The 12713-nt window shown below is 62.5% G+C and carries 13 protein-coding genes; 5 read left to right on the forward strand and 8 right to left on the reverse strand.

The genetic code is table 11. The annotated features are described in order from the left end of the window. Nucleotides 1–113: 113 nt before the first annotated feature. The gene (gene pepN, locus NKI54_RS13995; RefSeq protein WP_352691748.1) at nt 114–2759 is read right to left on the reverse strand and encodes an aminopeptidase N; all 2646 of its coding nucleotides are present in this window, start codon (nt 2757–2759) and stop codon (nt 114–116) included. Nucleotides 2760–2913: 154 nt separating this feature from the next. Here pepN and NKI54_RS14000 point away from each other — a divergent pair, with 154 nt between their 5' ends. Further along, the gene (locus NKI54_RS14000) at nt 2914–3138 is read left to right on the forward strand and encodes a hypothetical protein (RefSeq protein WP_352691838.1); all 225 of its coding nucleotides are present in this window, start codon (nt 2914–2916) and stop codon (nt 3136–3138) included. Next, nucleotides 3135–4112: a DMT family transporter gene (locus tag NKI54_RS14005; protein WP_502894460.1), complete on the forward strand. Its 978-nt coding sequence runs from the start codon at nt 3135–3137 to the stop codon at nt 4110–4112. Before NKI54_RS14000 ends, NKI54_RS14005 begins: the two co-directional genes overlap by 4 nt. On the opposite strand, the gene NKI54_RS14010 is transcribed toward NKI54_RS14005, so the two are convergent. The 3 genes from NKI54_RS14010 to NKI54_RS14020 form a co-directional block, all read right to left on the reverse strand. Next, nucleotides 4113–4928 (reverse strand): helix-turn-helix domain-containing protein, encoded by an 816-nt coding sequence (locus NKI54_RS14010; protein WP_352636421.1) that lies wholly within the window; start codon nt 4926–4928, stop codon nt 4113–4115. Between the two features lie 105 nt (nt 4929–5033). Beyond that, complete coding sequence (locus NKI54_RS14015; protein WP_352636422.1) at nt 5034–5915, reverse strand: uracil-DNA glycosylase; 882 nt, start codon at nt 5913–5915, stop codon at nt 5034–5036. A 37-nt stretch (nt 5916–5952) separates the two neighbouring features. Then, nucleotides 5953–6597: a hypothetical protein gene (locus NKI54_RS14020; RefSeq protein ID WP_352569852.1), complete on the reverse strand. Its 645-nt coding sequence runs from the start codon at nt 6595–6597 to the stop codon at nt 5953–5955. On the opposite strand from NKI54_RS14020, the gene NKI54_RS14025 reads away from it, so the two are divergent. From NKI54_RS14025 to NKI54_RS14035, 3 genes are all read left to right on the forward strand, one after another. Beyond that, nucleotides 6548–6730, forward strand: a complete 183-nt coding sequence (locus NKI54_RS14025) for a hypothetical protein (protein ID WP_198023574.1) — start codon at nt 6548–6550, stop codon at nt 6728–6730. The two genes, NKI54_RS14020 and NKI54_RS14025, sit on opposite strands and share 50 nt — an antisense overlap. A gap of 106 nt (nt 6731–6836) precedes the next feature. Continuing rightward, entirely contained in the window at nt 6837–8516 is a 1680-nt protein-coding gene (locus NKI54_RS14030; RefSeq protein WP_023677807.1) for an electron transfer flavoprotein-ubiquinone oxidoreductase, read from the forward strand. Nucleotides 8517–8627: 111 nt separating this feature from the next. Further along, nucleotides 8628–9224 carry a DUF922 domain-containing protein gene (locus NKI54_RS14035; RefSeq protein WP_352454346.1) on the forward strand — a complete coding sequence of 199 codons (597 nt, stop codon included), beginning with the start codon at nt 8628–8630 and terminating at the stop codon, nt 9222–9224. 30 nt (nt 9225–9254) lie between these two features. Here NKI54_RS14035 and NKI54_RS14040 read toward each other — a convergent pair whose 3' ends face one another. The 4 genes from NKI54_RS14040 to NKI54_RS14055 all read right to left on the reverse strand — a co-directional run bounded on the left by NKI54_RS14040 (nt 9255) and on the right by NKI54_RS14055 (nt 12344). Then, on the reverse strand, nt 9255–10292 hold the full coding sequence (locus NKI54_RS14040) for an endonuclease/exonuclease/phosphatase family protein (protein ID WP_352591950.1): 1038 nt from the start codon (nt 10290–10292) through the stop codon (nt 9255–9257). Between the two features lie 80 nt (nt 10293–10372). Further along, the gene (locus NKI54_RS14045; RefSeq protein WP_352691751.1) at nt 10373–11875 is read right to left on the reverse strand and encodes an AMP nucleosidase; all 1503 of its coding nucleotides are present in this window, start codon (nt 11873–11875) and stop codon (nt 10373–10375) included. Between the two features lie 80 nt (nt 11876–11955). Then, nucleotides 11956–12150 carry a hypothetical protein gene (locus tag NKI54_RS14050; RefSeq protein ID WP_352454349.1) on the reverse strand — a complete coding sequence of 65 codons (195 nt, stop codon included), beginning with the start codon at nt 12148–12150 and terminating at the stop codon, nt 11956–11958. A 41-nt stretch (nt 12151–12191) separates the two neighbouring features. After that, nucleotides 12192–12344, reverse strand: a complete 153-nt coding sequence (locus tag NKI54_RS14055) for a hypothetical protein (RefSeq protein ID WP_023677802.1) — start codon at nt 12342–12344, stop codon at nt 12192–12194. Nucleotides 12345–12713: the final 369 nt, after the last annotated feature.

Here is a 12713-nt window from a genome sequence, read left to right on the forward strand (position 1 = left end):
AAGGTGATTCGCCTTGTCCAGAGGCGCGGCGAAAAAAGATTAAAAATCGACTAAAATAATGGGGTTTTCGGGTGGTCTTCCCGTTTTCCCACAAGGGGAGAACGGGAGGTCGCTTACGCCAGGGTGCGCTCGACGATGTCTCGCAAATCGGCCGACAGCTTCTCGGTATTGGCGATCGAAAGCAACGCCTCCCTTGCCTTGGCCTGCCGCACCGGTTCGAGCGAGCGCCACGACCTGAGCGCCGTCGCCAGCCTGGCGGCCACCTGCGGGTTGCGTTTTTCGACCTGCAGCACCGTTTCGACGAAAAGCCGGTAGCCTTGGCCGTCGACGCGATGGAAGCCGGTCTGGTTGGCGCTGGAAAACGTACCGATGAGTGCCCGTACCCGGTTCGGGTTGGCCATCGAGAAAGCCGGGTGGCTGGTCAAGGCGCGCACCGCGTCCACGGTTTGCGGGCCGGGCACGCTGGCCTGGGTCTGGAACCATTTGTCCATGACCAGCGGATCGGTTGCATATTTCGCCTCGAAATCGGCCAGTGCCTTGGTCGCCTCAGGTGAGCCATGGTGACGGTGCGCAAGAACGGTCAACGCCGCGGCACGATCCGTCATGTTGGTCGCCGATTGGAAGTGCCCGGCAGCGAGTCCCGCACCTCCCGGCAGCAAGGAGAGATAGTCCAGCAGGACATTGCGCAGCGCCCGCCGCCCGGCACTGGCCGCGTCCGGGCTGAACGGGCCATTGTCGGCGAGCCGATCGTAAAGTTTGGAGAATATCTCGCGGTTGGCCCCGGCGATCGCAACTGCCAGCGCCTCGCGCGCCGCGAAAATGACGTCGGGGTCGATGTTCTTGCCGATGTCGCGGGCGATATCGGCCTCGCCGGGCAGCGCCAGGGCCAGTGCCCGATAGGCGGGTTCGAGTGCTTCGTCGCCGGCTGTCTTGCCGGCAAGCTCGGTCAGCCGGGCGCTGATCTCGGTTGGCCTGTGGTCCAGGATCTGGCGGAAACCGGCAATCAGCGCATCAGTCAAAAGCGTGTTGAACGACTGCCAGCGCGAGAAGGCGTCGCTGTCGTGGCCAGCCAGAAAAAACTGATCGTCGGGCCGCTGCTCGACCGAAAGCGTCACCGGCGCCGAAAAGCCGCGGTTGAGCGACATGGCCGGACGCTCGACAATCCCGGAAAACCTGACGACATGGCGGCGTTTGCGGATATGGATGACACCGTCCTCGACATTCGCCCCTTCGACGCCGCTATGGGCTATCGCCTCGCCACCGGCGCCAACCAGGCCGAAGGCAAGCGGAATGTGCATCAGCCGCTTGCGGCTTTCCGCCGGTGTTGGCGGCACCGACTGCTCGATTTCGAGCGTGAATTCCCGCGCCGCCGGATTATACGCCGAGCTGACGGTCAGGTTCGGCGTACCGGCCTGATGATACCACAGCGAAAACTGCGACAGGTCGCGACCCGAGACGTCTTCGAACACTTTGATGAAGTCTTCGATCGTCGCCGCCTGGCCGTCGTGACGTTCGAAGTAGAGGTCCATGCCGGCGCGGAACGTCTCGGCGCCGAGGATGGTATGGATCATGCGCACGACTTCCGAGCCTTTTTCGTAGACCGTCGCCGTGTAGAAATTGTTGATCTCGCGGTAGCGGCGAGGCCGGACCGGATGCGCCAGCGGCCCTTGGTCCTCGGGAAACTGATGGGCGCGCAGCGTACGAACCTCGGCGATGCGCTTGACGGCGCGCGAGCGCTGATCGGCCGAGAATTCGTGGTCGCGGAAAACCGTCAGCCCTTCCTTCAGGCAAAGCTGGAACCAGTCGCGGCAAGTGATTCTGTTACCTGTCCAATTGTGGAAATACTCATGCGCGATGATGGCTTCGATATTGGCGAAATCGGCGTCGGTCGCAGTTTCCTGGTCGGCAAGAACGTACTTGTCGTTGAAGATGTTGAGGCCCTTGTTCTCCATTGCGCCCATATTGAAGTCGGACACGGCGACGATGTTGAAGACATCGAGGTCGTATTCGCGGCCGAATGCCTCCTCGTCCCATTTCATCGACCGTTTCAAAGCGTCCATGGCGTAGCCGGCGAGCCTCTCCTTGCCCGGTTCGACATAGATTCCGAGCTCGACCTTGCGGCCAGACAGGGTGACAAAACTGTCCGAGATCTTGCCGAGGTCGCCCGCCACCAGCGCAAACAAATAGGACGGCTTGGGGAAGGGGTCGTGCCAGACCGCATAGTGCCAGCCGCCGGCAAGCTCGCCGCTGCCGGCCGGGTTGCCGTTGGACAAAAGCAGCGGCGCCTCACGGCGCTGAGCTTCGATGCGGACCGTATAGACCGACAGGATGTCGGGACGGTCGAGGAAATAAGTGATGCGGCGAAAGCCTTCGGCCTCGCATTGTGTGCAATAGACGTCGCTCGAGCGATAGAGGCCCATTAGCGCTTCGTTCTGCGCCGGCGCCAACACGGTTTCAATTCTCAGCTGGAAGCACCTTGTCGCAGGGGGGCTGATGATTGTCAGTTGATCGGGCGTGGCGAGAAAATCCGCAGGGCTCGGCTCCTGGCCGTCGATGGCAATGCTGCGGAGCGTCAGCCCGTCGCCATCCAGCACCAGTGGCACCGACGCCGCAATCCCGTCGCGGCGTTCGACCGTCAGCTCGGCGGTCACATGCGTTGCTTCAGGCGAAAGGCGGAAAGTCAGGCTGGTTTCCGGAATGAGATAATCACTGGGGCGATAGTCTTCGAGCTTGAAGACCTGGCCGGTATCTGTGCGCATTCCTTGATTTTTCCTGTCGATCCGGGAGCGGCGGGCGGGTCCGCTGGTCCAAATAATTTGAAGTCTGCGCTCTTTACACGAAACGCTCCCTCGACAAAACTGCAGCGACGTCTATTTCAGGCGATCATTTCCCAACCATCATCGCGAGGCTTCCATGACCGTCGTCACGCCGAAATTCGGAACGAGCGCCTCTGTGTTGCGTCGCGAGGATATGGCCTTCATCAAGGGCGCGCGGGAGGCGGGTACGATCGGGTCGACGCCTGCCGCGCACAATGCGGTGACCGACGCGCTCTACCGCACCTACGGCATCAGGCATATCGACATGCCGGCAACGCCGGCGTGCATCTGGGCGGCGATCGAGGAAGCAAAAGGGGCGTGACAGCCAGACCGGATTTGCCAGTGCTTGCAGCTGGCGACCTTGCCGGCGAGCACAGCACGCTGACCGGGATCTTGCTCAAGATCGTATCGGTGGCGGTTTTCGTCGGCATGTCGTCCTGCATCAAGGCGGCAGGCACCGTGCCGGCGGGGCAGATCGTCTTCTTCCGCTCCTTCTTTGCCATTTTTCCGATCATCGCCTTCCTTGCCTTCCAGGGAAAACTCGGAACCGCCTTTTCGACAAAGCGCCCGCTCAACCACATTGCGCGCGGCGTCGTCGGTGTCTGTGCCATGGGGCTCGGCTTCTTCGCGCTGACGCGGCTGCCGCTGCCGGAGGCGATCACACTGAACTACGCGCAGCCGCTGCTGGTCGTGGTGTTCAGTTCGATCTTCCTCGGCGAAGCCATCCGCATCTATCGCTGGAGTGCGGTTGCCGTCGGCCTGGTCGGGGTGCTGATCATCTCGTGGCCGGAACTGACGCTGCTCAGTTCGGGCGCTGCCCTTGGCGATCAGGAGGTGCTTGGCGTCATCGCCGCCCTCATAGCCGCGGCGATCTCGGCCATCGCCATGCTCCTGGTTCGCAACCTCGTCCAGAGCGAGCGGACGGCGACCATCGTGCTGTGGTTTTCGGTAACCGCGAGCGTCATGGCGCTGCTTTCGCTGCCATTCGGCTGGCATGCGCTGACGCCAGCACAGGCGGGGCTTCTGATTGCCGCGGGTTTTTGCGGCGGGCTTGGCCAGATCCTGATGACCTCGGCCTATCGCCATGCCGAGGCTTCCGTCGTAGCACCTTTCGAATACACTTCGATGATCCTCGGCGTCGTCGTCGGCTATCTGGTCTTTGGCGACGTCGCCACGATCAACATGCTGGTCGGCGGCATGATCGTGGTTGCGGCGGGGATTTTCATCATCTGGCGCGAGCGCCAGCTGGGTCTCGAACGCACCCGCACCCGCAAGGCCGTCGCGCCGGAAGGGTGATCAGCCCGCTGCGTCGGTCCGCTCTTTCGCCAGCCGCATCAGCACCGCCCGCGTCTGCTCGTCGGCGGGGAAAAAAGATTCGATCGCCAGCTCCGACAGCGTCACGTCGAGCGGCGTGCCGAACACGGTGATGGTGCTGATGAACGACAGCACCGCGTCGCCATGGGCAAGCTTGAGCGGATGGACAATCGCGTTCGGTTCGACCGGCGCCGGCCGGCTGCCTTTAAGGCCGGACGGATAGGCCCGAAGCTCGCGCTCGAGCTCGACCAGAACCGGATCGGCGGCAGCGTCGTTCTGCCGCTTCAGCCGCTCCAGAAGATGCGTCCGCCATTCCGCAAGGTTGACGATGCGCGGCGCGATGCCGCCGGGATGCAGGCTGAGGCGCAACACGTTGACCGGCGGCTTCAGCAGGGAGGCGTCGGCGACATTGGCGAGGAACGGGCCGATGGCGGCGTTCGCCGACACCAGGTTCCAATGCCGGTCCACGGCAAGCGCCGGGAACGGCTCGTGCGCCTTGAGCACGGTCTCGACCGCCGCCATCGCCGGTGCCATCGAGGCATCGTCAAGTGGTCGTTCGCTGAAGCTCGGGGCAAAGCCGGCGGCCAGCAGCAGCTGGTTGCGCTGCCTGAGCGGGATCGAAAGCTGCTCCGCCAGATGCAGCACCATGTCACGCGAGGGTGCGGCGCGGCCGCTTTCAACGAAACTCAGATGCCGCTGCGAGATCTCGGCCTCCATAGCGAGGTCGAGCTGGCTCATGCGCCGGCGTGTACGCCATTCGCGAATGAGACTGCCGGCGGAAATCTGGGCTGCTGTCATGACGAGATGACTAGGCCGGCAGTGGGCGCATTTCAATTACCTGCGAGGTCATGATGCCGCCCTTCCTTCCTCGCAAGGGGAGGACGGAAGACGCGTTCTGCACCGTTACCCAAGTGCCCGCAACTTCGCCTTCACTTCGAGGAAATCCCGCCACGCCAGCTTCTTGTGCGCCGGCGTTCTCAACAAATAGGCCGGATGCAGGGTCGGCATGGCGGGAATGGCGACGCCAGACGGGGTCGTGTGGACGCGCCAGTTGCCGCGCAGCCGCAATATGCCTTCGGAGGTGTTGAGCAGGGTCTTTGCCGACGGGCCGCCGAGATTGACCAGCACCTTCGGATTGACCAGTTCGATCTGCCGCTCGATGAACGGCCGGCAGATCTCGGTCTCGTGCGGCGTCGGCGTGCGGTTGCCCGGCGGCCGCCAGGGAATCACGTTGGCGATGTAGGCAGATGTCCGGTCAAGACCGATCGCGGCCAGCATGCGGTCGAGCAGCCGGCCCGAGCGGCCGACGAACGGCAAGCCCTCTATATCCTCGTCGCGGCCCGGCGCTTCGCCGACCAGCATCACCGCGGCAGTCGGATTGCCGTCGGCGAACACCAGGTTCTTGGCGGTGAATTTAAGATTGCAGCCGTCGAATGCCGCCATGTGCTGGCGAAGCTCGTCGAGGCTTGCCGCCGATCTCGCCAGTTGCCGCGCCAATGCCGCCTGCGCCTCGTCGGGCACCGTTGACATGGCCGGGGACGTTCGCACTGCCGGTGCCGTATTCGGTCTCTCGCCCATTTCGGCGCGCGACACGCTCGTCGAGCGATGAGGCGATGCATTTTCACCGGCCGGCAGAGCGGCAGCCGCAGGCACCCGCTCCGGCGGCCTGGCTTCTGCAAATCTGTTTACCGGCTGTTCTTCAAGTGCCTCGTCGACGCCGGCGCTGGCGTAGAAGGCCAGCAGCTCGGCGAGATCGGCTCGGCTAGTGTAGGGGGCGGCAGTCATGGTTTCACATTCGGCCGCGGAGCTTGAATTTGCAAGTTCAGCTCGACGGTATGCGCGGATCCTGCACCAGATAGAACGTCCAGCGCGGCGTGTAGTCGGTGATCAGGAAATAGAAGCTGGCGGTCTTCAGCGGGTCGATCTTGCCGTTCTTGAACAGCAGGCGGTCATACGGTTCGAAATTGCGGTCGAAATCGGCGTAGCTGCTCGACCAGATATTTTCGGGCGTTTTGTTGCGCTGGTCGAACGACAGGCCATCGCCGAACACGCTCGGCTGGTCGAGGATCTCCTGGAGTTCGAACTGGAACTCGACCCAGGCTTGGCCGCTATTGTTGAGCACGTCGATGCGCATATACATCAGACCATTGGCGAAGTCTCCCGCCTTGCCGAACGGCTGGATCGGCCTTGTCGTGCGAATGGCCAGCGTTACCGGCGTCGCTGAATTCAGCTCTTCGGTGATGACCAGCGGATCCTCCTTCGTGCCGATGCCGGAAGCCCCGGTGATGCGGAAACCGCCGCGCTCGTCGGAAAAGGAATAGGCGCCGGTCGCCCAGACCAGTTGCTGCTCGGCACGGGCATCGAGGGCCGTCAGTGGCAGAAGCGCCAAGAGCACCGCACGGCAAAACCGGCCGGGCGTGAAAAAAAAGCGCGTCGATGAAAAGCCAGCCGGCCCGAATATGCGCATGGCGGGAAGTATGGCCGATAAGCAAGCCGTCGAACAATTAAAAACATCAGTGCGACATATCTGTGCAAACGGAATAGGATTGAAGATTGATGCTCGTCACCGCGAATCTGTGCGGCAGGACGCGACTTTTTGACGAAATCGGTATTGTCACGTCCGCGCCGGTTTCCCGTCGCTATTTGATGCGCTATGCAGCGCGTGAGCCAGCAAGATGCCGGGAATAGCGAGCCAGTGAGGGATCGATGAGCGATATCGAACGCGAAAGCATGGAATTCGACGTGGTCATCGTCGGCGCCGGCCCGGCCGGCCTCGCCGCCGCGATCCGTCTCAAGCAGGTCAATCCCGAGCTTTCCGTCGTCGTGCTGGAAAAGGGCGGCGAAGTCGGTGCGCACATCCTGTCCGGCGCCGTCGTCGATCCGATCGGCATCGACCGGCTGCTGCCCGGCTGGCGCGAAGAGGAGGGTCATCCCTTCAGGACACCGGTCACCGACGACCATTTCCTGGTTCTCGGCCCCGCCGGTTCGTTCCGTCTGCCCAATATCCTGATGCCGCCGCTGATGAACAATCACGGCAACTATATCGTCTCGCTCGGCAATGTCTGCCGCTGGCTGGCGACCAAGGCCGAGGCGCTGGGCGTCGAGATCTATCCGGGCTTTGCCGCGGTCGGCCTGCTCTACAACGAGGCCGGTGCGGTCACCGGCGTCGTCACCGGCGACATGGGCGTCGAGAAGGACGGCACGCACGGTCCGGGCTTTGCGCCGGGCATGGCGCTGATGGGCAAATATGTCTTGATCGGCGAGGGCGCGCGCGGCTCGCTGGCCAAGCAACTGATCGCCAAACACCACCTTTCCGACGGTCGTGAGCCCGGAAAATACGGCATCGGCCTCAAGGAACTCTGGCAGATCAAACCGGAAAACCACCGGCCCGGCCTTGTCCAGCATTCCTTCGGCTGGCCGCTCGATATGAAGACCGGCGGCGGCTCCTTCCTCTACCATCTCGAGGACAACCAGGTGGCAGTCGGCTTCGTCGTTCACCTGAACTACAAGAACCCCTATCTGTCGCCCTTTGACGAGTTCCAGCGCTTCAAGACCCATCCGGCGATCCGCGGCACCTTCGAGGGTGCCAAGCGGCTGGGCTACGGTGCCCGCGCCATCACCGAAGGCGGCTGGCAGTCGGTGCCGAAACTGTCCTTTCCCGGCGGTGCGCTGATCGGCTGCGCGGCCGGCTTCGTCAACGTGCCGCGCATCAAGGGCTCGCACAATGCCGTGCTCTCCGGAATGCTGGCGGCCGAGCATGTCTGTGATGCGATAGCCGCCGGCCGCACCAATGACGAGCTGGCCTCCTACGAGGCCACCTGGCGCGCCACCGATATCGGCAAGGACCTGAAGAAAGTGCGCAACGTCAAGCCGCTATGGTCGCGCTTCGGCACCATTGTCGGCGTCGGCCTTGGCGGCCTCGACATGTGGCTGAACACGCTGTTCGGCTTCTCGCCCTTCGGCACGATGAAGCACGGCAGGGCCGACTACGCGACGCTGGAACCGGCCGCCGCGCACCAGAAGATCGCCTACCCGAAGCCGGACGGGGTGCTGACCTTCGACCGGCTGTCGTCGGTGTTCCTGTCCAACACCAACCACGAGGAGAACGAGCCGGTGCATCTGCTCGTCGCCGACATGGACCTGCAGAAGCGCTCCGAGCATGACGTCTATGCGGGGCCCTCGACGCGTTACTGCCCGGCCAGCGTCTACGAATGGGTCGACAAGGATGGCAATGCCGCCGCCGATCCTGCGGCCAAGGATGTGCGCTTCGTCATCAACGCGCAGAACTGCGTGCACTGCAAGACTTGCGACATCAAGGACCCGAACCAGAACATAAATTGGGTGCCGCCACAGGGCGGCGAGGGCCCGGTCTACCAGAACATGTAAGTCACAAGGTTTGCTCCGGACTAAACAAGATGAGGAGCAGCGCAACCGTAGGATTGTTGAATAAACCGCCTGCCTGTGTTTCCTTTCTGCGGCGACAGGGAGGAAGGAAAAATGCGCCTGGCAGTTCTGACGAGCGTTGTGGCGATCGGGGCATTGTGCGCCCCTGCAGCCTTGGCCGGCACTAAGGTGCTGGTCAAGACACGAACTTACAGCATTGCCGGAACCACCGGCGCGGCCCTGATCGAGGCCATGGATCGCAGTGGGCCGAAGCACGGCTTCATGACCCACGCCATCGCGCAGACCGGCTACAGCGTCGATGATTGGACCTTCGACGCCCATCGGGAAAACGGCGTCTGCCGCCTGCGCCAGGCCAACGGGACGCTCAATCTCTTCTATACCTATCCCAAACTAGTCTCAGCCACGTCGCCTGCGCTGCAGAAGCGCTGGAAGCGGTTCTTCGCTGGCGTCCGCGCCCATGAAGAGACCCATGGCCGCATCGCCAGACAGATGATGCGGGCCACCGAAAAGTCGGTTCGAGGGCTGACAGTCGGTGATGACCCGCACTGTTTCGAGGCACGTCGCGAGGCAAAGCGCCGGATCAATGCCATCTATGCCGAATACGAGGCAAAGCAGATCGCCTTCGATGCGCACGAGCATCGCGACGGCGGCCCTGTCGAGCACCTCATCCGCGCTTTTGTGGGCCAGTAATAAGCCAGGTCGAGATTGGACTGCGGATTTTCAGCTTCGCGTCCCGCCAGGCAGCGCCGCAAGCGCGGTCGCCGTCTGGTGCTCGTCGAGCGGCTTTTGTTCATCCGACCGTAGCGAAAACTCCACCAGCACCGGCAGATGGTCTGAGCCGGTGTCCTCAAGGGTCGACGCCGAACGGATAACGATGGCGCCCTTGCTGAAAACCTGGTCGATCGGCAGTCCGGCGAAGCGCAGGAAATCCGGCAGCCTTCTGTAGAGCCAGGTCGGCCCGACCGACGGCATTACAGTCAGCTTGCCAAGCGATGCGACGCGCCGGACGGCGGCGCTCCATGGCGCTGCGTTGCAGTCGCCTGCCAGGATCGACGTCTCGCCAAGCGAGGCGATTTCGTCAGACAACCCTCCAATCTGCCGTGATTGGTTGTGCGGCCATGGCCAGGTGAGGTGGATGGCGGCGACATCGACGTCGGTTCCGCCGAAATCGACCGTGGCGATCGCCATCGCGCCGCGGCTGTCGCAGTGCGGCTCCGTGCCTATGGCAAACGGTCGTCTGGACAGCAGCGCAACGCCGAACACGCCATTGGGATATGGGCAGAGGATCCGGTGGGGATAGGCGCCGGATAGCAGCCCAAGCTTTGCCTTCCACATCTCGGACACCTCGTCGAGGGTGATCACATCAGGCTGGGTCCGGCCGATCAGCGACAGCACCTTCTCAGGCGTTGGATTGTTGAACCTGAGGTTCATCTGCAGCAGGCGGTAGACTGGCTCGTCACCGGGTTTGGCTTCGTAGCCGGCCTGCACCTGCCATAGCCGCGAAAGCGGCAAGGCATTCGACGTAGTGGCAAAGGAGGCTATCGCAAACAGCAATGCGGCCGCGGCCTGCAGGCGAAACGAGGTGGCGAGCAGCGGCAGCGCGCAAAGCGCCATCAGCACCGAAAAATGGACGCGGAAATGAGCAAAGGAATCGAGGGCCGGATGCAGCGATCCGAAGAACCCGGCCACCAGCGCGGCCGAGAGTGCAAGCATTGCGACGAATGCCAGCGCAACCGTCATGTCCCGAACACGTGCCATCGCCTTGTCTATCGGCAGAAGTGCGGCTCAATCAAGATGACGAAATGTCCTGACCTGGACAGACACATGCGATTCGGCATTTACTGGAAGGCAGTTTCCGAAAAGCTCCTGAGTTTGCGCGAATGCAGTCGGTCCATCGGCATTTCAGCCAGCTTCTCCATCGCCCTGATGCCGATGGTCAGGTGCTGCGCTACTTGCCGCTTGTAGAACTCGGTCGCCATGCCCGGCAACTTCAATTCGCCATGCAGCGGCTTGTCGGATACGCAAAGCAGCGTGCCATAGGGCACCCGGAAGCGGAAGCCGTTGGCGGCGATCGTCGCCGATTCCATGTCGAGCGCGATCGCCCGTGACTGCGACAGCCGCTGGACCGGCCCGCGCTGGTCGCGCAGCTCCCAATTGCGGTTGTCGATAGTGGCGACGGTGCCAGTGCGCATGATGCGCTTGAGATCATATCCGGAAAGCCCGGTGACCTCGGCGACCGCTTCCTGCAGCGCCACCTGGATTTCGGCTAGCGGCGGGATCGGCACCCAGACCGGAAGATCGTCGTCGAGGACATGATCTTCTCGTACATAGGCATGGGCCAGCACATAATCCCCGAGCGCCTGCGTGTTGCGCAGGCCGGCGCAATGGCCGAGCATCACCCAGGCATGCGGCCGGAGCACCGCGATATGGTCGGTGATCGTCTTGGCGTTGGAAGGGCCAACGCCGATATTGACCATGGTGATGCCGCCATGGTTCGGCTTCTTCAGATGATAGGCCGGCATCTGCGGCAGGCGAGGGGGCGCAGCGCCCTCACAGGGCGCGCCGTCCCCCACCTTGGTCACGATGTTGCCCGGCTCGACGAACTCGACATATCCGTCACCGCCATTGGCCATCAATTCGCGTGCACGGGCCACGAATTCGTCGATATAGAATTGGTAGTTGGTGAACAGCACGAAGTTCTGGAAATGCTGGGGGCTGGTCGCCGTATAGTGCGACATCCGGTTCAGCGAATAATCGATGCGTTGCGCGGTGAACGGCGCCAGCGGCCGTGCCTCGCCCAATGCCACTTCGAACGTGCCGTTGGCGATCTGGTCGTCGGTGCCGTCGAGATCTGGCACGTCGAACAGGTCACGGATCGGCCGTTTGATGCGTTCGGCAGCAGCGCCGTCGACATGGGTGCCTTCGAGGAAGGCGAAATGCAGCGGGATGGGAGTGGTCGATTCCGAAACCGTGACGGGAACGCCGTGGTTGCGCATGATTAGCCGAAGCTGTTCGGTGAGGTAGCTTTCGAAAAGAGCAGGCTGGGTGATGGTGGTTGAGAAATGCCCCGGCGTCGGCATGTGGCCATAGGCCTGTCTCGAGTCGATTTGGGTGAACGAACTCGTGGTGACGCCGATCTCCGGATAGAAGGCCCGGTAGCGTTTGTTGTTGTCGCCGCCCGCGGCGAGCGCGGCAAATGAATCGCGCAGGAACTTGGTGTTGCGGTCGTAAAGCACCTGCAGGGTCGCGACCGCCTTCTTGGCATCGTTGAAGCTCTGTCGGCCAAACGGCTCCGGCGTGACGACCGATTCAATGGCTTGGGGATAGATTCGCTTTTCCATGACTCAATATAGAGAGTTGGACGCGCGGTTGGGAGGGGGTAAGGCGGCCTCAATACGCGCTGTCGGCGTTTTTCGGTCTGCTAACCGCGCTGCAGGCTAACCAGCAGCACAAAGCCGAGGCCTGACTTCCTCAACGCAGGCGCCTCGATCGTCGAGCCAGCATTGGTGCGCATCGTCGGCACGGCCAGTACCGGGACCGAAAGAACAGTCAGGATGAGCGCCGCGCGCGGCAGCAGCCGAAGCGTCTTGAGGGTGTTGGCGGCGAGGCGGTTCATCGGCGTTTTGCTTTTCTCTAAAGGTTCAGCTCTTTGTCGTTTCAGTGGTGAAGATGGTTCAAGCAACCGAGTCGGCAGGAACTTGCGACGTCCCAGGAGCGGGACGGCCGGCCGGCTTCGGCGACAAGGACGGCGAACAACATGCCGAACAGGCTCATCAGCAGGCAGACGATGGTGAAGCGGCGGGCAAGCATTGCGCGGTGTCTCCTTCAATACGCATGACAATGCCTTGCCCCGGCTGAACCGGCTCTGATGGCTCCGTTCATCTGGGGTTCAAAATGGTTGATGATCTCTGGGCGGGCCGCCTTGAAAGCAGCGACCTATGGCGACGCCGCGGCTGCGAGACCGATAACATGAAAACGGGGCCGACTGGCCCCGCTCACCCCTGGCAGGAATGGCACGATCAGAGCTTATGCCAGACTTAGCTTTATTTCTACGGAATGCGGTAAGCGCATAGCTTGGGATGCTCGTATGTTCCCGCTCCGTTCACCTGACGCCAGGGAACGCTAATGAAGCGACCATGCATAACGCGGACTGATCACGGTACAGGTGGAAGCCGAGGG

Origin of the sequence: Mesorhizobium sp. M0663 (genome assembly GCF_040320585.1) — a bacterium.
Taxonomy (GTDB): domain Bacteria; phylum Pseudomonadota; class Alphaproteobacteria; order Rhizobiales; family Rhizobiaceae; genus Mesorhizobium.